This window comes from Arthrobacter sp. WCS2018Hpa-7 (assembly GCF_031843805.1).
Classification (GTDB): domain Bacteria; phylum Actinomycetota; class Actinomycetes; order Actinomycetales; family Micrococcaceae; genus Arthrobacter.
On sequence record NZ_JAVTJB010000016.1, the window covers coordinates 67191 to 90227 of the forward strand.

Sequence of the window (23037 nt, forward strand, 5' to 3'; positions counted from 1 at the left end):
AGACGGTAGCCTAGAGGGGTGACTACAGCCGAGGGTGATAACGCGACGTCCAGCAGCTCCGATGTCTGGAACCTGCCCAACATCCTCACGATGCTCCGCATCGTCCTCGTTCCGTTTTTCGTCTGGTTCCTGCTCGCCGACAACGGCGAGTACGGCCTGTGGCGCTGGGCAGCTGTGGTGGCCTTCGCGATAGCCATCTACACGGACAAGCTCGACGGCGACATCGCCAGGGCGCGCGGCCTCATCACCAACTTCGGAAAGATCGCAGATCCCATTGCCGACAAATTGCTGATCGGCTCCGCGCTGGTGCTCCTGTCCATCCTGGGGGAACTGCCGTGGTGGGTCACCATCCTCATCCTCGTCCGCGAGTGGGGGATTACCGCCCTTCGGTTCGTCGTGATCCGGTACGGCGTCATGCCGGCCTCCAGGGGTGGAAAGCTGAAGACGGTGGTCCAGACCGTGGCCATCTTCCTTTACATCCTTCCATTGAAGGCGATCGCCCCCTGGCTTGGTGACGTCGCCTTCTGGGTCATGATGCTGGCGCTTGCCATCACGCTGTGGACCGGTGTCGAGTACGTCATCCAAGCGCTCAAGCTGCGAGCAGCGGGGCGTCGCGCATGACGCCAGATGACGCCTCCGTCGTTGCGGCAGCGACCTCGACGGCGGTGGTCGCCGCGGCGATCGCGAAGAACCACACGGTGGCCACGGCTGAGTCGCTCACCGCCGGAATGGTAGCCGCCACCTTGGCCAACACTCCGGGCGCTTCAGGGATGCTTCAGGGCGGAGTTGTTGCCTATCAAAACTCCGTCAAGGCCGAGGTCCTCGGAGTTTCGGAGGAGCTGCTTGCCGACGTCGGTTCCGTTGACGGTGCTGTTGCCGGAGCCATGGCTGACGGTGCCCGGCGTGCCTGCGGTGCCAGCATTGGCGTATCCACCACCGGAGTGGCCGGACCTGATCCCCACGATGGCAAAGCCGTAGGAACAGTCTTTATTGGAATCGCTGCCGATGCCGGAACGGAAGCCTTCGAATACAGCTTTACGGGGGACCGCCAGTCCATCCGCGAGCAAGCCTGCGAGGCCGCCTTGGCGCGTCTGCTTGCCGTGCTGGAGGGGGTTGGTTACCGTTCGTAAAGCAGCCGGGAACAAAAACTGATTGCCAATAGTTGTGTCATTGTGTCGCTTCGGATGAGCCGGGGCGCCTAGGATGTAGAAACCAACCCGGTCCGCCCACCCGCGAACCGGATGAATGAGGGAGCAAGGCGATACAGATGGTAAAGCAGCCCGTATCCGTGAACGGCGTTGTCCGCTGGAAGGATGTGGGCTTGGCTGATCAGGCACAGAGCGAACAGAAGGAGCGCAAAATGGTTGTACTACGCCACGAGATCGGTGATGTACTGCGCGATGTCCGCCAGCGTCAGGGCCGTACCCTCCGCGAGGTTTCGCACAGCGCCCGCGTCTCACTTGGTTACTTGAGTGAAGTTGAACGCGGCCAGAAGGAGGCTTCTTCCGAGCTCCTGTCCTCTATCTGCACAGCCCTGGATGTTCCGTTGTCCCACATGCTCCGCGAAGTCAGCGACCGTGTGGCTGTTGCTGAGGGAGTTGCCGTTCCGGACACCGTTCCGCAGGAATTCTCCCAGCGTTACGGGCGCGATCTGGACCTCACGGACGACTTCCCGCAGGGAATGCTCTCCGGAGCCCGGTAACCGTTCCACCAGAATTCGGAGAAGGTCCCCAGCCAATGGCTGGGGACCTTCTCTTTTGTGTTCGCTGCTATGCCCTTCGTAGCCGGAGCCCGGGCCGATCAGGCCTCGGCAGGCTTGGTGAGATCTGCGGCAATGTCCGGTTCCCGCATAGTGACGTCCTTGAGTACGCCGTCGCCGTAGATCGCATTGAGACGGCCCATGTAGTCGGCAAGGGTCTGGACATCTTCAAGCGGCCATTCGCCCAGGCGTTCGCGGAACACCTGGCGCCGGGCATCCTGGACCTGGTGCATCTTGTCCTCACCCTTGTCCGTCAGGCGGATGGATTGTGCCCTGCCGTCCTGCGGGTCCGCTTCCTTGTAGACCAGGCCAATGCTCTCCAGGAAAGCGATCTGCCGGCTCACCGACGGCTTGCCAACGCCAATGCACGTGGCCAGGTCGGTCAGCCTGATGGGTCCTTCCCTCCGGATGACGGTCAGCAGCCCATAGGCGGCCGGTTCCATGTCCGGATGCACCTGGCGCGACAACTGATGGGAGATTGACCGGGCACGGCGCCAGAGCAGGCTCAGCTGGTGTTCCACCTGCTGGAGGGCGTCGTCTACGGCGTCGCCGGGCACGGCCTGACTGGGCGTGCTCTGGAGAGGATTGCTCATGGCAACCATTCTAGAGTCCGGCTCCGTGAGAGACTCTATCCGTGAGGGCAAGTGACTTTTGGCGATTGATGGACGATGAATTCGGGGCGGGCTATTCCCGGGTCCTCGCCGGCTCCTTGGTACTCGCAGGCGTGGGCGGGCGGACAGCCGTTGAGGCCCTTGCCTCCGGATACCACCCCCGCGAGGTGTGGTTGGCCGTGTGCGAAGTCCAGGATGTTCCGGCCGAACGCAGGCTGGGGCGGGACGTTAAACCGGCCTCCAGCTGAGGGCTGCACCGCCGCCCAGTCAGGGACACGCCGGGCCATTGTTCGAATATCTGTTCGGATAGGGATATGCTCCTGTGAGAGGAAAATTGATCCCGAAGGCCGCATTCCCGAGCATCCGGATTGCCCGGTTGTCCACATAGCCGGATTCGGCTCATAAAAATGTCAGCACGTCGTAATAGCGTCTGACATGACAGGAAAGCGGCCCTTCGGGCCACTCCACAGCGAGAAAGCATCAGAGGTGTGAACCATGGCGGCAACCCCGGATCGTGAAAAGGCGCTCGAAGCAGCGCTTGCCCAGATTGACAAGCAGTTCGGTAAAGGCTCCATCATGCGCCTGGGTGATGACACCCGGGCTCCCATCGAGGTCATCCCTACCGGCTCCATTGCGCTGGATATCGCCCTCGGCATAGGCGGCCTGCCCCGTGGCCGCGTGGTGGAAATCTACGGCCCGGAATCCTCGGGTAAAACGACCGTTGCGCTGCACGCCGTTGCCAGCGCCCAGCGCGCCGGCGGCATCGCGGCCTTCATTGACGCTGAGCATGCCCTGGACCCGGACTACGCTGCAAAGCTCGGAGTGGATACCGACGCACTTTTGGTCTCGCAGCCGGACACCGGCGAGCAAGCCTTGGAAATCATGGACATGTTGGTCGGGTCGGGCTCGCTGGACATCGTCGTCATCGACTCCGTGGCCGCGCTGGTACCCCGTGCTGAAATCGAAGGCGAAATGGGTGACTCCCACGTGGGCCTGCAGGCCCGCCTCATGAGCCAGGCCCTGCGTAAGATCACCGGCAGGCTCAGCCAGACCAAAACCACAGCGATCTTCATCAACCAGCTGCGTGAGAAGATCGGTGTCTTCTTCGGCTCCCCGGAAACCACCACCGGTGGTAAGGCCCTGAAGTTCTACGCTTCGGTGCGCATCGATGTCCGTCGTATCCAGACCTTGAAGGAAGGTGCGGACTCTGTTGGTAACCGCACCAAGGCCAAGATCGTCAAGAACAAGATGGCGCCGCCCTTCAAGATTGCTGAATTCGACATCATTTACGGCCAGGGCATCTCCCGCGAAGGCGGCATTATTGATATGGGTGTCGAGCACGGCATCATCAAGAAATCAGGCTCTTGGTTCACTTATGATGGCGATCAGCTGGGCCAGGGCATGGAGAACTCGCGGCGGTTCCTCCGGGATAACCCTGAGCTCGCCCAGGAGCTGGAGCGCCTGATCAAGGAAAAGCTTGGCGTTGGCGTCAAGCCGGAGGAAGACTCCCCAAAGCTGAAGGCCGTTGACGGTTAGGAGAGGGCCGGATCCGGAGTCGTCCGTATCCGCCGATCCCGAGCCTGATCCCGAGTCCGTGGCGCGTGCCATCGTCCTGAGGCAGTTGACGATGGCGCCGCGGAGCCGGCTCCAGCTTGCCCGCAAGCTCGCAGAACGCAAGGTGCCCGAGGACGTGGCCGAGGCAGTCCTGGACCGGTTCGAAGAGGTTCAGCTGATTGATGATGCTGAGTTTGCGAGGATGTGGGTCCGCAGCCGTTCGCAGAGCAAGAAGCTTGCCAAGGGCGCACTTCGTCGCGAACTGACGGACAAGGGAATCGAGCTGGAGGCGGCCGAAGAAGCCCTGTCGCAGCTCAGCGATCAGGATGAGGAATCTGCTGCTCGTGAGCTTGTTGAACGTAAGCTGCGTCCCGGTGTCGACCTGGCTGATCGGGCGGAACGGGACAAGTACACCCGTCGTCTGGCGTCGATGCTGGCACGGAAGGGCTACGCCCCATCCATGGCCTTTAGGATCGTCGGTGAGGTGCTGGCAGAAGCCGGTACCCTTGAGTAGTGAGTTTGACCATTCCTTCCCCAACAGTTTCCGCCACTCCTTCGGCTGAGCCCCGGACCTATCAGGTCCGCACGTTCGGCTGCCAGATGAACGTCCATGATTCAGAGCGCATGGCGGGTCTCTTGGAGGACGCGGGCTACGTGCCTGCGGACGGTGAGGTTGCCGACGTCGTGGTCTTCAACACCTGCGCTGTTCGGGAGAATGCGGACAACAAGCTCTACGGAAACCTCGGCCAACTCCGGCAGGTCAAGGCGGAGAACCCCGGCATGCAGATTGCTGTTGGCGGTTGCCTGGCCCAGAAGGACCGCGAAACCATCGTCAAGAAGGCGCCGTGGGTGGACGCCGTGTTCGGCACCCACAACGTTGGGGCCCTGCCAGCACTGCTGAACCGCGCCCGGCACAACAATGAAGCGCAACTTGAGATCCTCGAGTCTCTGGATGTCTTCCCGTCAACCCTTCCCACTAAGCGGGACTCTGTTTATTCGGGGTGGGTTTCGATTTCCGTGGGTTGCAACAACACCTGCACGTTCTGCATCGTGCCTTCGCTCCGCGGCAAGGAAAAGGACCGACGCCCCGGAGAAATCCTCGCGGAGATCCAGGCGCTTGTGGATGACGGTGCTGTTGAAGTGACTCTCCTCGGCCAGAACGTGAACTCCTACGGCGTGGAGTTCGGGGATCGGCAGGCTTTCTCCAAACTCTTGCGCGCATGCGGAGAAATCGAGGGCTTGGAGCGCGTCCGCTTCACCAGCCCGCACCCCGCAGCCTTCACCGATGACGTCATCGCCGCCATGGCTGAGACGCCCAACGTCATGCCGCAGTTGCACATGCCCCTGCAGTCCGGTTCGGACAAAATCCTCAAGGACATGCGGCGTTCCTACCGATCCAGCCGGTTCCTGGGAATTCTGGACAAGGTTCGCGATCGGATTCCCAACGCAGCCATCACCACGGACATCATTGTCGGGTTCCCGGGCGAAACGGAAGAGGATTTCCAGGCGACCCTGGATGTCGTGGAAAAGTCCCGCTTCGCCTCAGCCTTCACCTTCCAGTACTCCAAGCGGCCCGGCACGCCGGCCGCAGACTTGCCTGACCAGCTTCCCAAAGCCGTAGTGCAGGAGCGTTTCGATAGGCTGACGGCCCTCCAGGACCGCATTGCCGCTGAGGAGAATGCGCGGCAGCTTGGCCGGACAGTTGAAGTCCTGGTGACGGCCCAGTCAGGGCGTAAAGCCGAGGAAACCCACCGCTTATCCGGTAGGTCCAAGGACCAGCGCCTGGTGCACTTCTCCGTGCCGTCCGGCGCTGCTACTCCCCGTCCCGGTGACTTTGTCACAGTCACCATCACGGAGGCTGCTTCTTTCCACCTTGTGGCGGATCCGGCCACCGCCGGGGACTATGTCCTGCGCCGCTCCCGCGCCGGAGACGCCTGGGATCGTTCCCAGGCTGAGTCCTGCGGTGTTCCTTCACCGGGTTCGGCCCCGGGCAAGGCCGGGGTGTCCCTGGGCATGCCATCGTTGCCGGCTCGTCGCGCCTGACGTCGGACCAGGATCACGTGCCTACCTCCACCAAGGACGATTCCCTGCCCGTCATTGCAGTGGTTGGACCTACCGGTTCCGGCAAGTCGGACCTGGGTGTCAACCTCGCCCTCGCCCTCAACGGTGAGGTCATCAACGCGGATGCCTTGCAGTTCTATCGCGGGATGGACATCGGGACAGCGAAGATCAGCACGGGAGAGCGCAAGGGCGTGCCCCATCACTTGCTGGACACCATGGATGTCACCCAGGAGGCAAGTGTTGCGGACTTCCAGGCGGCCTGCCGAGGAGCCATTGCCGAAATCCGTTCGCGCGGAAAACGCCCCATCCTGGTGGGAGGTTCCGGACTGTACGTACGCGCCGCATTGGACGTCCTGGAGTTCCCCGGCACTGACCCCGTCATCCGTAAGGCCCTGGAAGACGAGTGTGACGCGCACGGCCTCGCGCCTCTGCGAACCCGTCTTGAGGAGGTCGACCCCGTGTCGGCAGCCCGTCTGGGTGACGCGCGGCGGGTGATCAGGGCCCTCGAAGTGCACCAGCTCACCGGACGCCCCTTCAGTTCGTTCATGCCGCAACGCGAGTATTTTCAGCCGGCAGTGCAGCTCGGCCTTTCGGTGGACCGTGAGGTGCTGAGGGAACGGCTGGCTCTCCGGGTCCATCGGATGGTGGAGGCTGGTCTGCTTGAGGAGGTTGAACGGCTTGATGCTGCCGGGCTCAGGGACGGTAAGACCGCGTCCCGCGCCTTGGGGTACGCGCAGTTCCTGAGGGTCCTGGACCGTCAAACCAACGTTGCAGCAGCGTCGGAGGAAACCATCGTGGCCACCAGGCAGTTCGCCAGGCGCCAGCTCACCTGGTTCAGGGCTGACCCCCGGATCACCTGGCTTGATTGGCAGGATCCTGAGCTCGTGGCCAAGGCTGTCGCAGCGGCTTCGAGCCGCCAGGATTGATTTCGGGCCGAACCAACGTGGAAGGTAGCCTAGTGGCATGGATGAAACCGCCGCAGTTCCCGCCCAGCAGTCCGCAGCTGCCGGTGCTACCGTGACCGACTCCAGCCTTGCAGGGCTGACGTTTTCCAAGGGCCATGGAACGGGCAACGACTTCGTCCTGATTGCCGACCCCGGCGATGCCCACGAGATCACGCCGGAGCAGGTTGCCCAATTGTGCGACCGTCATACAGGCATTGGTGGAGACGGCCTTATCCGCGCTGTCCCGTCGCGTTTCCTCCCGGAGGGCCGCGATCTTCTGGAACAGGATCCGGACGCCGAATGGTTCATGGACTACCGCAACGGTGATGGTTCCCTCTCGGAGATGTGCGGCAACGGCGTCCGCGTCTTCGTGCACTTCTTGATTTCCGAGAAATTGGTGGATCTTGGCCCGGGCGAAACCCTGACCATAGGTACCCGTGCAGGCGTCAAGAAAGTGGTCCGTACGGCCAATGGTTACGCCGTGGACATGGGCCCGTGGGAGTTCATCTTCCCCCAGGAAGCCACCAGCAAGGCCATGGACGCGCTTGTCAGCGCGGACGGCCTGGAGGTAGCCCGCCCCGGCCTCTCAGTCAGCATGGGCAATCCCCACACGGTGGTTGCTTTGGCCGAACTCAAGGAGCTGTCGGCCACGCAATTGTTCAAGGCGCCGGTGGTCGATCCCAGGCCTGCCAACGGGACCAACGTTGAATTCGTTGTTCCGGCCGAACCGTTGGTTGAAGACGGCGTCGGCACCATCACCATGCGCGTCCATGAGCGCGGCGTGGGGGAGACCCAATCATGCGGCACAGGAGCCTGCGCCGCCGCCGTCGCCATCCGTCATTGGGCCGGCAACACAGCGCCGAACGACTGGCACGTGAACGTGCCGGGCGGCGTCGTGGATGTTAAGTTCTTCCCCGGAGCAGGCGGTCGCGAACATGTAGAGCTCAGCGGCCCGGCCGTCATCGTAGCTACTGGGACGCTTTCCTGACCCGAATGATCCTGAAGGACTTGGACGTGCTCTCCCGGCTCACCGTGTAGGACTTGTCCAGCTCGCCGGCGAGCCACCGCTGGAGGGAGTCCGAGCCGAGGTTCTTTTGGACCACCAGCCAGGCGTTTCCTCCGGGCGCCAGGCGCGGCACCCACGTCAGCAGCAGGGTGTGAAGCTCGTCCTTGCCGATCCGGATGGGCGGGTTGGACCAGATGGTGTCGAACTCGACGGCGGGGTCTACCTCGTGTGGAAGGCTGGCCGTCACGTTGTCCAGGCCCAGGGCAACCGCGTTCTCATTGGTCAGCGTGATACACCGCTCGTTGACGTCCACGGCGTGCACCTTGGCATGGGGTGCCATCAGCCCCAGCGTCAAAGCGATTGGACCCCAGCCGCAACCGATGTCCAACAGGTTTCCCTGGGGTGACGGCGGCGGAACTTCGGAGAAGAGTATGGCAGTGCCCTTGTCCACTCCGTCAGGGCTGAAGATGCCGGAGGAGGTCTGCAACTGGCGTGTGGCTCCAGCGAGTTCTACCGTGAGTGGCTTTCGGGTGAACGGTCCGGCCGGTTGGGCGGTGAAATAGTGTGCAGACTCCATAATTTGCCAGATTAGTTGGCTATCGGCGCCATGGGAAACTGCCTGCTCCAAGGGGCGGCTTGACAGTGAATGATAGTGTGAAGCGCATGTTCTTGATCTTCGAGTAATAATGCCGCAATTCGCCTGAGCACTCAGGCGTCACACGGCACCGCCCGCGATGCAGCCCGGTCTTTGGCAGTTCAGCCAAGCCGCGGTCTTTCCGCCAGGCAGGTCCCACCGGCACATCCGTTGCCCCAATTTTCCCGTCACGGATGTTTTGAAGATCACACCATCCAACCCGGCCCACTGAACCGCCAGTACCTTGCGCGGGTCCAAGCAGGCCGGCAGTGCGATCTCCAATGGCCAGGAGCCTCCGCGCGGATCCCACCACGCCAGATCACAGCAACCGCCGTCCATTCAACGGGCGGCCGTTGAGCACAGGAGGCCCTCTTTGGCCCATGCCCGTCAGCCCAGCGCGAATAGCGCCCCATCGAACAGCAAACAGCACTATTCTGGAATAGCCGAACAGTCTAAGGAGACCATGACCACCCAGAAGCACTCCGGATCCGATTCCGACGCCCAGGACATGAGTCCTGAACAAATCCAGGCCGTCATCGACCGGATTCTTTCCAAGGATGTACCTGCGCAGGCATCCGATGACGACGACGCCGGTGGTGTATTCGGCAAGGCGCAGGCCATTTCCACCCTTGACCAGGAACACAGCATCTACGACGGCGACCAGGAAGACCTGGCCGAACGTCGTGCACTGCGCCGTACCGCTGGATTGTCCACGGAACTCGAAGACGTCACCGAGGTCGAATACCGGCAGCTGCGCCTTGAACGCGTTGTCCTCGCCGGTCTCTGGACTGAAGGGACACTGGCCGACGCCGAAAATTCGCTCCGCGAGCTCGCTGCCCTGGCAGAGACTGCCGGTTCGGAAGTCCTTGACGGTTTGGTGCAGCGGCGCATGAAGCCGGACCCCGGTACCTTCCTGGGTTCGGGCAAGGCCCAGGAGCTTAAGGACATCGTTGCCGCCACCGGCGCGGACACCGTCGTGGTGGACACCGAGCTGGCTCCTTCCCAGCGCCGAGGCCTTGAGGACATTGTCAAGGTCAAGGTAGTAGACCGCACTACGCTGATCCTGGACATCTTCGCCCAGCACGCCAAGAGCCGGGAAGGCAAGGCCCAGGTTGAGCTTGCACAGCTCGAGTACCTGCTCCCGCGCCTTCGTGGTTGGGGTGACTCCATGTCACGCCAGGCCGGTGGCCAGGTGGGTGGAGCAGGTGCAGGCATGGGCTCGCGTGGTCCTGGTGAGACAAAGATCGAACTGGATCGCCGGCGCATTCGCACACGGATGGCCAAGCTTCGTCGTGAAATCGCCGCGATGAAGCCGGCCCGCGAGACCAAACGCGCCAACCGCCGTCGTAATGCCGTTCCTTCCGTCGCGATCGCCGGATACACGAACGCCGGCAAGTCCTCGCTCCTGAACCGCCTCACCGATGCCGGTGTGCTGGTGGAGAACGCCCTGTTCGCCACCTTGGATCCCACCGTTCGTAAAGCCCAGACGCCGGACGGCATCGGCTACACGTTGGCGGACACTGTGGGGTTTGTCCGTTCGCTGCCGACCCAGCTGATTGAGGCGTTCCGCTCCACGCTGGAGGAGGTGGCGGATGCGGACCTGATCCTGCACGTAGTGGACGCCTCGCATCCTGATCCTGAAGGCCAGATCGCTGCTGTCCGGGCTGTCTTTACGGAAGTGGATGCCCGCAAGGTGCCCGAGATCATTGTCCTGAACAAGGTTGATGTGGCGGACCCCTTCGTGGTGGAGCGCCTCAAGCAGAAGGAACCCCGCCACGCAGTTGTCTCCACGCGTACGGGCCAGGGCATTGCTGAATTGTTGGAAGACATCAGCCAGTCCATTCCCCGGCCGGGCGTGCGCTTGGAGCTGCTCATTCCCTACGACCGTGGCGAAATGATCAGCAAACTGCACAGTTCCGACTCGGAAATCCTCACCCTTGAGCACGAGGAAAACGGAACCCGCGTTGTTGTCATGGTCCGCGAAGGACTGGCAGCCGAACTGGAGCCGTTCGTCACCAATGGTTGAGAAGGTGGCGGCGGGCGCCGTCGAGTCGTTGGGGGAGAAGACCACCCTCGAGTTGTTGGACCGGGCTGTTGCCGGCATGGGCGGTCAGAGCCGTGCCGGCCAGCACGAGATGGCCAGGCATGTCACCAGGGCCATCGAAACCGGGGAGCACCTGCTGGTCCAGGCGGGAACGGGAACGGGTAAGTCCTTGGCGTACCTTATTCCGTTGATCGCGCATTCGATGGACAGCGACAAACCGACTTTGGTGTCCACCGCCACCTTGGCACTCCAAACGCAGATTGTTGGCCGGGACCTTCCCCGGCTGTTGGAGACCATCAACCCTGCCCTTGAACGCCCCGTCAACGTGGCGCTCGTCAAGGGCAGGGCAAACTACGTCTGCCGGCAAAAGCTCGAAGGCGGGTTCCCCAGCGAGGAACCGTCCGAGGGACAGCTGTTCTCCTTGGGCGAGGACACCAGTGTCCCGCACTTTGCTGCGTCCATGGGGGGACCGCAGTCGCAGTTGGGCAAGGAAGTGGTCAGGCTTCGCGAGTGGGCGGACAAGACCGCCACCGGCGACCGTGACGAACTTATGCCCGGCGTCACGGATCGGGCTTGGCGACAGGTCTCCGTGACGTCCATGGAGTGTCTGGGCGCGCAGAAGTGTCCCCTCGCCGAGGAGTGCTTCAGCGAGTTGGCCCGGTCCCGCGCAGGCGAAGCCGACGTCGTGGTCACCAACCACGCCATGCTGGCCGTCAGCGCCTTTGAGGGGCTGGCTGTGCTGCCCGAATACGACGTCGTGGTAGTCGATGAGGCCCACGAGTTGCAGGACCGCGTGACGGGCGCTGTGTCAGGCCAGTTGTCCGTAGCGATGGTCCACGCGGCCGCGTCGAGCGCCCGCAAGCACACCGCCATCACGGTGGATGCCCTCAATGCTGCGGCCGACCGCTTGGATATGGCCATAGCGGGCGTGCCCAACGGTCTTCTGCCCAGCGGGCTCAATGACGAACAGCTCGATTGCCTGGACCAACTCCGGGAAGCCACACGCGCAGCACTGTCGGATTCGAAGACGGACTCTTCAAACGCGGTCGACGGCGGCAGGCAACTCGCGCGGTCACGGCTCATGCTCATTCTGGAGCTGTGCGAACGGATGCTCGCGGCCAAGGAGAACCGTGAAGTGGTGTGGTTTTCCCGCAACAGCACGTTCGATCCCCAGCAGGGATACTCGCAACCTGACGAGGCCGCTCCGGCCCTGATCAACATTGCGCCCCTGAGTGTGGCGGGACGCCTTCGTGAAGGTCTCTTCGCTGGTCATACAGTTGTGCTGACTTCCGCCACGCTGGCCATCGGCTCGGCTTTTGAACCGGCCGCAGGTGGCCTTGGGCTGATTGGCGACGGAGCACCAAGCTGGACAGGGATCGATGTCGGCTCGCCCTTTGATTACCCCAAACAGGGTGTGCTCTATGTGGCCAAGCACTTGCCCAAGCCTGGCCGTGGAACCTCGCCCGAGGCCCTGGATGAATTGGAAGACCTCATCCGCGCTTCCGGTGGGGGATCGCTGTGTCTTTTCTCGTCGAGGCGTGCGGCTGAGGAAGCCGCCGATGCCATGAGACTTCGCCTCGACGTCAGTATTCTCTGCCAGGGTGAATCCACCATGGCAGCCCTGGTGAAGCAGTTCGCCGACGAGCCCGATACCTGCCTCTTCGGCACGATGTCGCTGTGGCAGGGTGTGGATGTCCCCGGCGGTTCGTGCCGCCTTGTGGTCATCGACCGCATCCCGTTCCCGCGTCCGGATGATCCGTTGATGACTGCCCGCTCGCGTGCCGTGGCACAGTCCGGAGGCAACGGATTCATGGCTGTGTCAGCAACCCACGCTGCCATCCGTCTGGCCCAAGGGGCAGGCCGGCTCATCCGTTCCACGGGGGATAAAGGGGTTGTGGCGGTCCTTGACTCCAGGCTCTCAACAGAGCGCTACGGGGGCTTCCTCAGGGCAGCCCTGCCGCCGTTCTGGGCGACGACGGACCGAACCGTGGTGCGGGGCGTGCTGGAGCGCCTGGGCCCTGCCAAAGCCTCCTAGAGGGAGCGCAGGACCGAAACGACCTTGCCCATAATGGTGGCTTGGTCGCCGAGGATGGGTTCGTACTGGGTGTTCTGCGGAAGAAGCCATGTGTGGCCGTCGCGCTGGCGGAAGGTCTTCACCGTTGCTTCGTCGTCCAGCAGTGCGGCAACGATGTCTCCATTGACGGCGTCGTTCTGCCTGCGGACAACTACCCAGTCGCCATCGCAGATCGCGGCGTCGATCATCGAGTCGCCGGCTACCTTGAGCATGAACAGTTCGCCGTGTCCCACGAGTTGCCGGGGCAGGGGGATGACGTCCTCCACTGTCTGGTCAGCAAGGATGGGACTGCCGGCAGCGATCCGACCGACCAACGGGACCATGGCGGTGTCGCTGGCGCTGGCAAGCTCGGTCACGGCAAAGCCACCCGTGCTGCGGAGATTGGTGGGCGCTTCCACTCCCGGAATGGGGCCGCCATCGAGGGTCAATGGCATGAGGACTTCCATGGCCCGGGGGCGCTTTGGATCGCGGCGGAGGTAACCGAGCTTTTCGAGCTGGGAGAGCTGGTGCGTAACGCTCGACAGGCTGGCCAGGCCCACGGTGTCACCAATTTCACGCATGCTGGGCGGATACCCGTTGTCATTGACTGACCGCTGGATGGTCTCCAGGATCTTCTTCTGCCGGACGGTCAGGCTCTTGGGACTCTTTTGAGGCTGCTGGCTCCGCGGGGGTGCCCCGCCGCCGGTGGCTTTCGCTGCCATGTTCGCCAATGCCTTTCCATTCCGCCCGGAGTGTGCCCGGGGTCGTCGGGTCTGCAAAAAATGTCAGACCCTCCTGTTCCACTGAAACAGTGCTGTTTCTTCACTCAAACGTAGGGCAGCCACAGGCGTTTATCAAACATTTGTTCTAGCGAGTCTCGACACCGTTCGTTGATAAGTGCTAAAAATGTCTTAGCAAGGTTCGAATATGTGTTCTATAAACCTGGCGCTGACACCGGATGTTCGAACGAAGTGTTCGAACATCCGGGGTTGGACAGGGGAACGCACAGAATTGGCAGCCATGTACCGGGATCCGGCGCACGGCAATAGCTCAGAAGGGCTCAGCTCATGTCCGCCATCACTACGTTCGCTGATTTCCGCACCACCCAGGCGCCTGCGCGTCTCCGCCTGACCCGACGGGGACGGATGGTCTTCTTTGGCATCCCGGCCATGCTGCTGGTGGCTGCGCTGCTGAGCCTGGCTGGTTTTATCACGTCACCGGCCAAGGCCTCGGACTCCCAAACGCAACTCCAGCCGCCCGTCGCCGTCTCTGTCACGGTCCAGCCGGGACAGTCCCTGTGGGGCATTGCCGGAGCCGCTGCTCCCGAGCGGGATCCCCGCGATGTCATTACGGAGATCATTCAGCTCAACGACCTCCGTGGCGGCCGTATCCAGCCCGGCCAGCAGCTGTTCGTGCCCGCAAACTAGTGTGTTCCGTCCCCTGTGGGGCGGCCGCCCGGCGTCACAGTTAGTTCGGCAGTCCCGGCAGCCCTTAAACTGTGGTGGTGAGTGACCAGCTTGAGCGACTTGACCGACTACCCCTCCGGACCAACCTGCGTGGACTGAGCCCGTACGGCGCACCGCAGCTTGATGTCCCCATTTTGCTCAATGTCAACGAAAACACCCATGGCGTCCCTGCCGATGTGCAGGCGGCCATCACCGAGGCCGTGGCCGCTGCGGCCACGGGACTGAACCGTTATCCGGACCGGGAGTTCACCGAACTTCGTGAAGCCCTGGCCGAGTACCTTGGCCACAATCTCGCTCCGGACAACATCTGGGCAGCCAATGGCTCCAATGAGGTTCTGCAGCAGATCCTCCAAGCATTTGGCGGGCCCGGCCGGAAGGCGCTGGGATTCCCGCCCACGTACTCCATGTACCCCTTGCTGGCCAGTGGCACGGATACCGAGTACGTCCGCGGGGTCAGGGCTGAGGACTACGGCTTGGACGCTGCCTCCGCTGCTGCGCAGGTCCGCGAAACCGGTGCCAACATCGTGTTCCTGTGTTCGCCCAACAATCCCACGGGTACAGGCCTGGGGCTGGATGTCGTAGAGGCCGTTTATGAGGCCGGAGAAGCCAGCCAGGCAATAGTGATCGTGGACGAGGCCTACCACGAGTTCGCGCACGACAATACCCCCAGCGCCCTGACCCTGTTGCCCGGTCGCGAGCGTCTGATCGTTTCCCGCACCATGAGCAAGGCCTTTGCCCTTGCCGGTGCCCGGCTGGGCTACATGGCTGCAGCTCCCGAGGTCACGGATGCCATTCGGCTGGTCCGCCTTCCGTACCACCTGTCGGCTGTTACCCAGGCAACCGCCCTGGCTGCGCTCAGCCACCGGGAAGCCCTCATGGCCGACGTCGAGGACATCAAGGTCCAGCGCGACCGCATCGTGACCGAGCTTCTGCGCATGGGCCTCAAACCTGCGGAGTCGGACTCCAACTATGTTTTCTTCGGCGGACTCGAAGATCCCCACGCGATCTGGCAGGGCCTGCTCGACGCCGGCGTGCTGATCCGCGACGTCGGTATTCCCGGCCACCTCCGGGTCACGGCGGGAACCGAACCGGAAACCACGGCCTTCCTCGCGGCGCTGGAAGCGCTGCTGGACGGCCGGGCGTCACAGCCCGCCTAAACTTGTCCATAGACCCAACCCACTCTTCGTGTATAAGGACGTCCCAATGAGCGAAACCGGCGCCACGCCGTCCGCTGCCCGCACCGCGCGCATGGAGCGCACCACCAGTGAATCTTCCGTCCTGGTGGAGATCAACCTGGACGGATCAGGTGTCTCGGACATCAGCACCTCGGTTCCGTTCTACGACCACATGCTGACGGCCCTGTGCAAGCACTCGTTGATTGACATGACCGTGAAGGCCACTGGCGATACCCACATTGACGCCCACCACACCGTTGAAGATGTGGCCATCACCTTTGGCGAGGTGCTGCGCACGGCTTTGGGCAACAAGGCCGGCATCCGGCGCTTCGGAGAAGCCACGGTTCCTCTGGATGAGGCACTGGCTCACGCGGTGGTGGATGTTTCGGGCCGGCCATACCTGGTTCACGGTGGAGAGCCGGCCGGCCAGGAGTATCACCTGATTGGTGGTCACTTCACCGGTTCGTTGACCCGCCACGTTTTTGAGGCCATTACGCTGCATGCCGGGATTTGCCTGCACATGAACGTGCTCGCGGGCCGCGATCCCCACCACATCGTGGAAGCTCAGTTCAAAGCCTTCGCCCGGGCACTCCGTGCCGCGGTGGAATCCGATCCCAGGGTAGAGGGCATCCCCTCCACCAAGGGGGCGTTGTGAGCGTCCAGGTCCTTAAAGACGGGGCAGTGACCGACACCATCGCATCGGTTAAGCCCGAGTCCCCGGAAGGCAAGCCCACCGTTACGGTGCTCGACTATGGTTCGGGCAATGTACGTTCAGCCGTCAGGGCGCTGGAACGTGCCGGTGCCCATGTAGTGCTGAGCTCCAAGCCTGAAGACGTGCTCAACGCGGACGGACTGGTGGTTCCCGGGGTCGGCGCGTTCGAGACCGTCATGAAGGAGCTGAAGGCCGTTGATGGCATCCGGATGATCGGACGCCGGGTTGCCGGCGGCCGGCCCGTGCTGGCCATCTGCGTCGGTTTGCAGGTCCTGTTTGAAGCCGGTGTGGAACACGGCACCGAGTCCGAGGGCATGGCCGAGTGGCCAGGCAAGGTGGAACTCCTGCCTGCTCCCGTTGTCCCGCACATGGGGTGGAACACCGTGGACGTCCCGGAAGGCTCCAAGCTTTTTGCCGGCGTCGAGCAGGAACGTTTCTACTTTGTGCACTCGTACGGTGTGCAGGAATGGAACTTCGATGTTGTGCAGCCCCGCATGGCCCCGCCGCAGGTGACGTGGTCCGAGCACGGTGCACGGTTCATTGCCGCTGTGGAAAATGGCCCGCTGTGCGCTACGCAGTTCCACCCGGAAAAGTCGGGGGACGCCGGGGCGCGGCTGTTGCGGAACTGGGTGGACGGCCTCAGGAAAACCCCCACTCCAGCGGCAGAAGCCTCCGAAAGCGGTGCTGCCTAGATGTGGTCTGTAGTCCTCATGGGCCTTGCGGGCGTGCTGGTGGGCGGCGGTATCTCCTTCCATCAGCAGAAGAAGCCCCGCTGGGTTTCCATCTCTTTCTACGTGCTGGCAGGCTTGTCCCTGTTGGCCGCCTACCTCCTGACGCTGCCCGGTAACTGAGCCGGTCACCAAGAACCCGCGTCAAACCTCGAACTCCAAGGACCCACATGACCACCTCCGCCCAGCCCGTTCTGGAACTCCTTCCCGCCGTCGACATCGTTGACGGCCAGGCAGTCCGCCTCCTCCAAGGAGAGGCCGGCTCGGAAACCAGCTACGGAACGCCTCTGGAAGCAGCTTTGAACTGGCAGAATGCCGGTGCTGAATGGGTTCATATGGTGGACCTCGATGCCGCTTTCGGTCGCGGTAACAACGCGGACCTCATCAGTGAGGTAGTGAAGCAACTGAACGTCAGGGTAGAGCTGTCCGGTGGCTTGCGCGATGACGAATCGTTGGAGCGAGCCCTGGAACTGGGTGTCGCCCGGGTGAATCTTGGCACGGCAGCGCTGGAGAACCCCGAATGGACCCGCAGGGCCATTGACCGCTTCGGTGACAAGATCGCCGTCGGACTTGACGTCCGCGGTACCACCCTTGCCGGGCGCGGCTGGACCAAGGAGGGCGGCGACCTTTGGGAAGTCCTGGCCCGCCTTGAGGATGCCGGCTGCGCGCGCTACGTCGTCACGGACGTCACCAAGGACGGAACCTTGCAGGGGCCCAACGTGGAATTGCTGCGGCAGATGGTGGAGAAGACCGGAAAGCCTGTTGTCGCCTCGGGGGGCATTTCCAGCCTGGAGGATCTCCGCATCCTGCGTGAACTCGTTCCGCTGGGCGTAGAGGGTGCGATTGTGGGCAAGGCTCTCTATGCCGGTGCCTTCACGCTTCCCGAAGCCCTGGACGTCGCCGGTCGTCGCTGATGCCCCACGACGCCGGACACCCGCACGGTCACCAGGGGCACCCTGGTGCCGGGAGCCGGCACCTGCCGGGCCACATTGCTGCCGCCCTGGCCGGGGCCGGGGGAGCGACAGACTCTGCCGGCCAACCGTGGGCAGGCAGGAGCCTGAGTGGGGACGACGCCAGGATCCACAACTTTGAGGACGACGACGGAACTGCCGACGCCGGCTACGTCACCGCCCTTGCCGCGTTGATCAACGGCACCGGAACCGAGGCCGATGTTGTCGCCTCGCTGGCTACTGCACGGGTGTTTGTTCCCGTGGTTGCGCAGCTGGCCGAGGAAGCTGTTGGCGTTGACGGACTGCATGCTGACAAGCAAGCGGATATGGCATTGGTCACACTCAAGGCGCCCGATGGGCGCAAGGCCATGCCTGTGTTTACTTCGGCTGCAGCGCTCGAGGCTTGGCATGGGGACGCCCGTCCTGTGGCGGTTTACGCGGCCCGCGCTGCTCTTTCCGCGGTTTCCGAGGGTGCACAGTTGCTGGTGTTGGATCCAGGGTCGGACTTTGCGTTCGTGGTCCGCCGCCCGGCCATGTGGGCCCTCGCCCAACAGCGGGACTGGACGCCGTCATACCTTGATGATCAACTGGAGTCTGCTCTCGCTTCAACAGTGTCAGTTTTCCGGACTGTCCGCCGGCTGGAGACGCAGCCCGGCGCAGGCGTTGCGTCGCTGACGGCTGACGGACGGACGGTGTCCGGCGGTGGATCGGGTCCGGAGTTGCGGGTGGTGCTCTTCCTCGAAGATGGCCTCGACGCTGTGGCTGTGCAAACGCTGGTGGCCCAACTCAACGAGGCGTGGGCGCGGATGGAATTCTTCGCTGAGGGCGTTGACTCCATTGAAGTGAAATTGCAGCGTGCGGCGCAGGAGCCTGGGCCGCACTAACGGCAGCCGGTTCCCCGGCCTGCCCCGGGGGAACAAGAGGATTTAGCCAGTGAATTTCGCTCTCTACAAGGAGATGCTGTCCATCCGCCCTGTCCGGCGCTTGCTGGTGGTAGGAATGATCGCCCGTATTCCGCATTCTGCGGCCGGCATTCTCCTCACCCTGCACATCGTCCTGACTTTGGGCCATGGCTACGCCGCCGCCGGTGCGGCAGCGGCTGTGATGACTATTGGCATCGCCCTGGGTGCGCCGTGGCGGGGCCGAAGGGTGGACATGGTGGGCCTTCGGAAGGCCCTGATCCCGTCGGTGGTCTCCGAAACCGTGATCTGGTCGATCGTCCCGCACGTATCTTATGAATGGTTGCTGCCGCTGGTCTTTGTTGGCGGGCTCTTTACCCTGCCGATCTTCAGTGTTGTGCGTCAGTCACTGGGTGTCATGGTGGAGGGGGAGCAGCGCCGGTCTGCGTTCGCCCTCGATTCCATCGCCACGGAACTCGTCTTCATGATCGGCCCGGCCGTTGGCGCCATTGTTGCCACGAGCGGTTACTCGGCGATAGGTCTGACGGCGGTCGGGATCTCGGTTTCCGTGGCCGGGCTGTTCCTCATGTGGTTCAACCCGCCAACGCGAAGTGAAGCGGCCTGTACGCCGGAGGAGTCCGCGGACCGGGCAGCAGCGGACCTTGCTGCGGCGGAGGCGGCCATGGTGGCGTCAGCGCCTGCCCACGTGCAGGAAGCGGCATCGGAAATGGCGCCCTCAACCTCGCGCAGTGCAGCCCTCCGAAGCCGCGTCGCCAGGAATTTCACGTGGTTCACCGTCTCAGTGGCTGCTCTCTTCGCAGTGGCGGCGGGTTCAGGTATGGTGCTTAGCGGCTCGGATGTGAGCATCGTAGGCTTGCTGGAGCGCGGCGGGCACGAAAACGAAATCGGCATTGTGTTCTTCTTCTGGTGCGCCTCATCCGTGGTGGGCGGATTGATCTACGGCTCCATGAAGCGTTCCATTTCGCCCATGCTGTTGCTGTTGGGGATGGCCGCACTGACTATCCCCATGGGGTTTGCCCAGGACACCTGGACCCTGGCCTTCCTGTCACTCCTGCCGGGCTTGTTGTGCGCACCCGTCCTGTCCGCTTCGTCGGAGAAGGTCGCCGACCTCGTGGACGAGGAACGCCGCGGCGAAGCAATGGGCTGGTACGGCTCTGCCCTGACGGCCGGCGTTGCGTTGGGCGCTCCCTTGGCCGGCGTTTTCATCGACACTGTGGGTCCTTCAGCGGGATTCGCAGCCATCGGTTCGGCAGGCGTCGTGCTCTGTATCGCGGGCCTGCTTTTGACGTCGTTGCGTCGACGCTCCGCCCGCGTCTGACCCGCCAAGCAGAGGAAAGCACGACGGCGGGTCAACCACATGTGGTCGACCCGCCGTCGTTGAAACCTGTGGCAGTTGCCGGCTAGTTCACCGGACCGGTGAACTTTTCACCGGGGCCCTTGCCCGGAGCGTCGGGAATCAGCGATGCCTCGCGGAAAGCCAATTGCAGAGAGCGGAGCCCATCACGCAACGGGCCGGCGTGCTGTGAACCGATTTCCGGGGCGGCTGCGGAAACAAGGCCGGCAAGGGCCGTGATCAGCTTGCGGGCTTCGTCGAGATCCTTGAGGTCCTCGGCGTTGGGATCATCCGCCAGGCCCACCTTCACGGCAGCTGCGCTCATCAGGTGAACGGCGCCAGTGGTGATGACTTCTACGGCCGGAACTTCAGCGATGTCGCGGATCTGCTGGGAAACCCCGGCATCAGCGGCTGGGGAGGCGGCGTTTTCGCTGTAGGAGTTGCGGGAATTGCTGTCTTCAGTGCTCATACTGGTAAGCTTGTCACAGACCGACTGGAAGTCGTTATTCATGGCCAGAAGTTCACGGCCAACACCAGCAGTAATGCTCCCGCCACGTGCAATGTGCACTTGGTGGGTTGTTTCTGTAGAATTGTCTTTCAGTTTGCAAGCGGAGTTCTCTCCCACCCGCGTCAGCCGTTTCCCTCCAGGGACGTGATCCCTTTCGGGACAAGAGGTTGCCGGGTACCTGGTCGGACACGTGGGTGGCACAGCCACCCATAGTGCGTACTTCCCGTTAGGGGAGTGCAGCCGATCTTCGAGGCCTTCGATTGCACCAGCAATTGGGGGCCTTCTCTATTTGCCGGTGAAATCACCACAACCACAGGAGCTTTAACATTAGCGAGCCAAGAATCAATGAGCGTATCCGCGTCCCCGAGGTGCGGTTGGTCGGCCCTGCCGGCGAACAGGTAGGAATTGTCCGCATCGAGGACGCCCTGCGTCTTGCTGCCGAATCCGATCTCGATCTCGTTGAAGTTGCCCCGCAGGCTAAGCCTCCTGTTTGCAAGTTGATGGACTTCGGCAAGTACAAGTACGAGGCTGCAGTCAAGGCCCGCGAAGCCCGCAAGAACCAGACCAATACGGTTCTGAAGGAAATTCGCTTCCGCCTCAAGATCGACAAGCACGACTACGAAACCAAGCGCGGCCACGCACTTCGCTTCCTCGGTGCCGGTGACAAGGTCAAGGCCATGATCCAGTTCCGCGGTCGTGAGCAGCAACGTCCGGAGATGGGCATCCGCCTGCTCCAGAAGTTTGCTGAAGATGTTGCCGAGGTTGGCATCGTTGAGTCCAGCCCGCGCATTGATGGCCGCAACATGGTCATGGTGATCGGTCCGCTGAAGAACAAGGCCGAAGCGAAGGCAGAAGCCCGCCGTGCCGCCCAGCGTGCAGAAGCCAAGGCCCAGAATGAGGCCAAGGCGACGGGACGCGTGGACACCAATGGTGACCAGGCTCCCCTGACGCAGACCCTGGGTGACCTTCTTCCGGCCGGCCTGCTGGCTGGCGAGGAAGAGACCACGCAGGAAACTGTGGAGGCTCCCGAGGTTGAAACAGCCGTTGCCGAAGAGGCCCCGGTTGTTGAAGAAGCCCCGGCAGCTGAAGAGGCAGTGGCAGTCGAGGAAGCTCCTGTTGCAGAGGAAGCTCCGGCGCCTGTTGTCGAAGAAGCCCCCGTAGTCAAGGAAGCGCCGGCTCCCAAGGCTGAACCGGCCAAGGCAGCACCTGCAAAGGCTGCACCGGCTGAAAAGGCTCCGGCAACCAAGGTCGCTCCGGCAACCAAGACTGCTCCGGCCGAAAAGGCTCCGGCAGCGAAGGCTGCCCCGGCCGAAACGCCGAAGCCTGTGGTTGCGGCCACTCCGAAGCCCGCGGTTCCTGCGGTTCCGAAGCCTATGGCCAAGCCGGCAGCTCCCAAGCCGGCAGCTCGGCCCGCGGCCCCCAAAGCCGCGCCGAAGCCTGCTTCACGCAAGACCAACTAACTAGTTCAACGCCGCGGAGGCTCCGCCTCCACCGGCAAGCAACCAGCATGCCGGCCCTAGCAGGCCGGCTGCGCGAAAGAATCGCGGACTTGTCCGTGGATACGTAAGGAGATCGGTTCCCATGCCGAAGATGAAGACCCACAGCGGTGCTAAGAAGCGCTTCAAGCTGACCGGTACCGGCAAGCTGAAGCGTCAGCAGGCCAACCGCCGTCACTACCTGGAGCACAAGTCCTCCAGGCTGACCCGTCGCCTCGCAGGCGACAAGCTCGTCTTCAAGGGCGATGCCAAGGTCATCAAGAAGATGCTCGGCGTCTAAGTTCCAAGTTCTTTGGTTGCTGCCATCCGGCTGCGACCAACTACACCAAAAGCCTTCTCAGGCCGGCCGGGTTTCCGGCAGTAGCAGCTTGGGATAAAGATTTCTGAAGGAGTACGCACGTGGCACGTGTGAAGCGGGCGGTAAACGCCCACAAGAAGCGCCGGGTTGTTCTCGAACGCGCAAAGGGTTACCGCGGTCAGCGTTCGCGCCTGTACCGCAAGGCCAAAGAGCAGCTGCTGCACTCGTTTGTGTACAGCTACGGTGACCGCCGTAAGAAGAAGGGTGACTTCCGTCGCCTCTGGATCCAGCGCATCAACGCTGCATCCCGCGCCAACGGCCTCACCTACAACCGCCTGATCCAGGGCCTGAAGGCCGCTGAGGTTGAGGTTGACCGCCGCATGCTGGCCGAGCTGGCTGTCTCTGACGCCAACGCTTTCGCCGCTCTGGTGAACGTTGCCAAGGCTGCACTGCCGGCTGACACGTCCGCTCCGGCTGCCAAGGCCGTAGCTGCTCCGAAGGCTGCAAAGGTTGCTCCGGCCGCCGCTACGGCAACGGCTGTCAAGGCTGTCGTTTCCGAGAAGCCCGCCATCGATGGCGCAGTTGCCGCTGATGGCGACGAGGCTCCGGAAGGCTACGCCATCAAGGGCAACGCCGAGTCCAAGAAGTACCACGTTCCGGGTTCCACCTGGTACAACACCACCGCTGCTGAATACTGGTTCTCCACGGTTGAGGCTGCAAAGGCTGCCGGCTTTGAGCCTGCAGGTGGCGAAGCCCGCCAGCAGATCAAGAACTAGTCGCAACAG

26 protein-coding genes are annotated in these 23037 nt (G+C 62.9%); 22 read left to right on the forward strand and 4 right to left on the reverse strand.

Annotated elements, in window-relative coordinates; genetic code table 11:
• Positions 1-18 precede the first annotated feature (18 nt).
• The 3 genes from pgsA to RQH14_RS16515 all read left to right on the forward strand — a co-directional run bounded on the left by pgsA (position 19) and on the right by RQH14_RS16515 (position 1702).
• On the forward strand, positions 19-621 hold the full coding sequence (gene pgsA, locus RQH14_RS16505; protein WP_311214240.1) for a CDP-diacylglycerol--glycerol-3-phosphate 3-phosphatidyltransferase: 603 nt from the start codon (positions 19-21) through the stop codon (positions 619-621).
• Positions 618-1130, forward strand: a complete 513-nt coding sequence (locus RQH14_RS16510; protein ID WP_311214241.1) for a CinA family protein — start codon at positions 618-620, stop codon at positions 1128-1130. The genes pgsA and RQH14_RS16510 overlap by 4 nt, the downstream gene beginning before the upstream one ends.
• 137 nt (positions 1131-1267) lie before the next feature.
• Positions 1268-1702 carry a helix-turn-helix domain-containing protein gene (locus RQH14_RS16515; RefSeq protein WP_014921288.1) on the forward strand — a complete coding sequence of 145 codons (435 nt, stop codon included), beginning with the start codon at positions 1268-1270 and terminating at the stop codon, positions 1700-1702.
• 98 nt (positions 1703-1800) lie between these two features.
• On the opposite strand, the gene RQH14_RS16520 is transcribed toward RQH14_RS16515, so the two are convergent.
• A complete protein-coding gene (locus RQH14_RS16520) occupies positions 1801-2352 on the reverse strand; it encodes a MarR family transcriptional regulator (RefSeq protein WP_311214242.1) in 552 nt (183 codons plus the stop codon).
• A 68-nt stretch (positions 2353-2420) separates the two neighbouring features.
• Between RQH14_RS16520 and RQH14_RS16525 the strand changes: the two genes are divergently transcribed.
• The 6 genes from RQH14_RS16525 (at position 2421) to dapF (ending at position 7917) form a co-directional block, all read left to right on the forward strand.
• Positions 2421-2618, forward strand: a complete 198-nt coding sequence (locus RQH14_RS16525) for a DUF3046 domain-containing protein (protein WP_235036351.1) — start codon at positions 2421-2423, stop codon at positions 2616-2618.
• A 247-nt stretch (positions 2619-2865) separates the two neighbouring features.
• Positions 2866-3906: a recombinase RecA gene (recA, locus tag RQH14_RS16530; protein ID WP_089594401.1), complete on the forward strand. Its 1041-nt coding sequence runs from the start codon at positions 2866-2868 to the stop codon at positions 3904-3906.
• A complete protein-coding gene (locus tag RQH14_RS16535; protein WP_311214243.1) occupies positions 3896-4438 on the forward strand; it encodes a regulatory protein RecX in 543 nt (180 codons plus the stop codon). Before recA ends, RQH14_RS16535 begins: the two co-directional genes overlap by 11 nt.
• Entirely contained in the window at positions 4438-5967 is a 1530-nt protein-coding gene (miaB, locus tag RQH14_RS16540; RefSeq protein WP_311214244.1) for a tRNA (N6-isopentenyl adenosine(37)-C2)-methylthiotransferase MiaB, read from the forward strand. Before RQH14_RS16535 ends, miaB begins: the two co-directional genes overlap by 1 nt.
• A gap of 17 nt (positions 5968-5984) precedes the next feature.
• Positions 5985-6911 (forward strand): tRNA (adenosine(37)-N6)-dimethylallyltransferase MiaA, encoded by a 927-nt coding sequence (gene miaA / locus RQH14_RS16545; RefSeq protein WP_311214245.1) that lies wholly within the window; start codon positions 5985-5987, stop codon positions 6909-6911.
• A 37-nt stretch (positions 6912-6948) separates the two neighbouring features.
• Complete coding sequence (gene dapF, locus RQH14_RS16550) at positions 6949-7917, forward strand: diaminopimelate epimerase (protein ID WP_311214246.1); 969 nt, start codon at positions 6949-6951, stop codon at positions 7915-7917.
• Here dapF and RQH14_RS16555 read toward each other — a convergent pair.
• Positions 7898-8512 carry a methyltransferase gene (locus tag RQH14_RS16555; RefSeq protein WP_311214247.1) on the reverse strand — a complete coding sequence of 205 codons (615 nt, stop codon included), beginning with the start codon at positions 8510-8512 and terminating at the stop codon, positions 7898-7900. The two genes, dapF and RQH14_RS16555, sit on opposite strands and share 20 nt — an antisense overlap.
• A 520-nt stretch (positions 8513-9032) precedes the next feature.
• Here RQH14_RS16555 and hflX point away from each other — a divergent pair.
• Both hflX and RQH14_RS16565 read left to right on the forward strand, forming a co-directional pair.
• Positions 9033-10595, forward strand: a complete 1563-nt coding sequence (gene hflX / locus RQH14_RS16560; RefSeq protein ID WP_311214248.1) for a GTPase HflX — start codon at positions 9033-9035, stop codon at positions 10593-10595.
• Positions 10588-12648, forward strand: a complete 2061-nt coding sequence (locus RQH14_RS16565; protein WP_311214249.1) for an ATP-dependent DNA helicase — start codon at positions 10588-10590, stop codon at positions 12646-12648. The genes hflX and RQH14_RS16565 overlap by 8 nt, the downstream gene beginning before the upstream one ends.
• Here the strand turns inward: RQH14_RS16565 and lexA are convergent.
• Entirely contained in the window at positions 12645-13388 is a 744-nt protein-coding gene (lexA, locus tag RQH14_RS16570) for a transcriptional repressor LexA (protein ID WP_311214250.1), read from the reverse strand. The two genes, RQH14_RS16565 and lexA, sit on opposite strands and share 4 nt — an antisense overlap.
• Positions 13389-13733: 345 nt before the next feature.
• Between lexA and RQH14_RS16575 the strand changes: the two genes are divergently transcribed.
• The 8 genes from RQH14_RS16575 to RQH14_RS16610 all read left to right on the forward strand — a co-directional run bounded on the left by RQH14_RS16575 (position 13734) and on the right by RQH14_RS16610 (position 19935).
• Positions 13734-14093, forward strand: a complete 360-nt coding sequence (locus RQH14_RS16575; protein ID WP_311214251.1) for a LysM peptidoglycan-binding domain-containing protein — start codon at positions 13734-13736, stop codon at positions 14091-14093.
• Between the two features lie 77 nt (positions 14094-14170).
• Positions 14171-15289: a histidinol-phosphate transaminase gene (locus tag RQH14_RS16580; RefSeq protein ID WP_311214252.1), complete on the forward strand. Its 1119-nt coding sequence runs from the start codon at positions 14171-14173 to the stop codon at positions 15287-15289.
• 46 nt (positions 15290-15335) lie between these two features.
• Positions 15336-15962, forward strand: coding sequence for an imidazoleglycerol-phosphate dehydratase HisB (hisB, locus tag RQH14_RS16585; protein ID WP_089594411.1), 627 nt, complete (start codon positions 15336-15338; stop codon positions 15960-15962).
• Complete coding sequence (gene hisH, locus RQH14_RS16590) at positions 15959-16711, forward strand: imidazole glycerol phosphate synthase subunit HisH (protein ID WP_311214253.1); 753 nt, start codon at positions 15959-15961, stop codon at positions 16709-16711. The genes hisB and hisH overlap by 4 nt, the downstream gene beginning before the upstream one ends.
• Positions 16712-16870 carry a hypothetical protein gene (locus tag RQH14_RS16595; protein WP_198318392.1) on the forward strand — a complete coding sequence of 53 codons (159 nt, stop codon included), beginning with the start codon at positions 16712-16714 and terminating at the stop codon, positions 16868-16870.
• A 47-nt stretch (positions 16871-16917) separates the two neighbouring features.
• On the forward strand, positions 16918-17661 hold the full coding sequence (priA, locus tag RQH14_RS16600; RefSeq protein ID WP_311214254.1) for a bifunctional 1-(5-phosphoribosyl)-5-((5-phosphoribosylamino)methylideneamino)imidazole-4-carboxamide isomerase/phosphoribosylanthranilate isomerase PriA: 744 nt from the start codon (positions 16918-16920) through the stop codon (positions 17659-17661).
• Entirely contained in the window at positions 17661-18581 is a 921-nt protein-coding gene (locus RQH14_RS16605; RefSeq protein WP_311214255.1) for an SseB family protein, read from the forward strand. The genes priA and RQH14_RS16605 overlap by 1 nt, the downstream gene beginning before the upstream one ends.
• 49 nt (positions 18582-18630) lie before the next feature.
• Entirely contained in the window at positions 18631-19935 is a 1305-nt protein-coding gene (locus tag RQH14_RS16610; RefSeq protein ID WP_311214256.1) for an MFS transporter, read from the forward strand.
• Positions 19936-20017: 82 nt separating this feature from the next.
• Here the strand turns inward: RQH14_RS16610 and RQH14_RS16615 are convergent, their stop codons facing one another.
• On the reverse strand, positions 20018-20419 hold the full coding sequence (locus RQH14_RS16615) for a DUF1844 domain-containing protein (RefSeq protein ID WP_089597300.1): 402 nt from the start codon (positions 20417-20419) through the stop codon (positions 20018-20020).
• A 407-nt stretch (positions 20420-20826) separates the two neighbouring features.
• Between RQH14_RS16615 and infC the strand changes: the two genes are divergently transcribed.
• From infC to rplT, 3 genes are all read left to right on the forward strand, one after another.
• Positions 20827-21918 (forward strand): translation initiation factor IF-3, encoded by a 1092-nt coding sequence (infC, locus tag RQH14_RS16620; RefSeq protein ID WP_396136317.1) that lies wholly within the window; start codon positions 20827-20829, stop codon positions 21916-21918.
• Between the two features lie 121 nt (positions 21919-22039).
• The gene (gene rpmI, locus RQH14_RS16625; RefSeq protein ID WP_011774324.1) at positions 22040-22234 is read left to right on the forward strand and encodes a 50S ribosomal protein L35; all 195 of its coding nucleotides are present in this window, start codon (positions 22040-22042) and stop codon (positions 22232-22234) included.
• Between the two features lie 119 nt (positions 22235-22353).
• Positions 22354-23028 (forward strand): 50S ribosomal protein L20, encoded by a 675-nt coding sequence (gene rplT, locus RQH14_RS16630; protein ID WP_089594417.1) that lies wholly within the window; start codon positions 22354-22356, stop codon positions 23026-23028.
• Positions 23029-23037 lie beyond the last annotated feature (9 nt).

What these genes read in the sequence shown, in the direction of transcription:
- RQH14_RS16615 (WP_089597300.1), bottom strand. Translation starts at nt 20,419, where the DNA reads ATGAGCACTGAAGACAGCAATTCCCGCAACTCCTACAGCGAAAACGCC.
- RQH14_RS16565 (WP_311214249.1), top strand. Translation starts at nt 10,588, where the DNA reads ATGGTTGAGAAGGTGGCGGCGGGCGCCGTCGAGTCGTTGGGGGAGAAG.
- lexA (WP_311214250.1), bottom strand. Translation starts at nt 13,388, where the DNA reads ATGGCAGCGAAAGCCACCGGCGGCGGGGCACCCCCGCGGAGCCAGCAG.
- RQH14_RS16525 (WP_235036351.1), top strand. Translation starts at nt 2,421, where the DNA reads ATGGACGATGAATTCGGGGCGGGCTATTCCCGGGTCCTCGCCGGCTCC.
- RQH14_RS16515 (WP_014921288.1), top strand. Translation starts at nt 1,268, where the DNA reads ATGGTAAAGCAGCCCGTATCCGTGAACGGCGTTGTCCGCTGGAAGGAT.
- rpmI (WP_011774324.1), top strand. Translation starts at nt 22,040, where the DNA reads ATGCCGAAGATGAAGACCCACAGCGGTGCTAAGAAGCGCTTCAAGCTG.
- hflX (WP_311214248.1), top strand. Translation starts at nt 9,033, where the DNA reads ATGACCACCCAGAAGCACTCCGGATCCGATTCCGACGCCCAGGACATG.
- RQH14_RS16555 (WP_311214247.1), bottom strand. Translation starts at nt 8,512, where the DNA reads ATGGAGTCTGCACACTATTTCACCGCCCAACCGGCCGGACCGTTCACC.
- RQH14_RS16575 (WP_311214251.1), top strand. Translation starts at nt 13,734, where the DNA reads ATGTCCGCCATCACTACGTTCGCTGATTTCCGCACCACCCAGGCGCCT.
- priA (WP_311214254.1), top strand. Translation starts at nt 16,918, where the DNA reads ATGACCACCTCCGCCCAGCCCGTTCTGGAACTCCTTCCCGCCGTCGAC.
- RQH14_RS16605 (WP_311214255.1), top strand. Translation starts at nt 17,661, where the DNA reads ATGCCCCACGACGCCGGACACCCGCACGGTCACCAGGGGCACCCTGGT.
- recA (WP_089594401.1), top strand. Translation starts at nt 2,866, where the DNA reads ATGGCGGCAACCCCGGATCGTGAAAAGGCGCTCGAAGCAGCGCTTGCC.
- RQH14_RS16595 (WP_198318392.1), top strand. Translation starts at nt 16,712, where the DNA reads ATGTGGTCTGTAGTCCTCATGGGCCTTGCGGGCGTGCTGGTGGGCGGC.
- RQH14_RS16510 (WP_311214241.1), top strand. Translation starts at nt 618, where the DNA reads ATGACGCCAGATGACGCCTCCGTCGTTGCGGCAGCGACCTCGACGGCG.
- dapF (WP_311214246.1), top strand. Translation starts at nt 6,949, where the DNA reads ATGGATGAAACCGCCGCAGTTCCCGCCCAGCAGTCCGCAGCTGCCGGT.
- RQH14_RS16520 (WP_311214242.1), bottom strand. Translation starts at nt 2,352, where the DNA reads ATGAGCAATCCTCTCCAGAGCACGCCCAGTCAGGCCGTGCCCGGCGAC.
- hisB (WP_089594411.1), top strand. Translation starts at nt 15,336, where the DNA reads ATGAGCGAAACCGGCGCCACGCCGTCCGCTGCCCGCACCGCGCGCATG.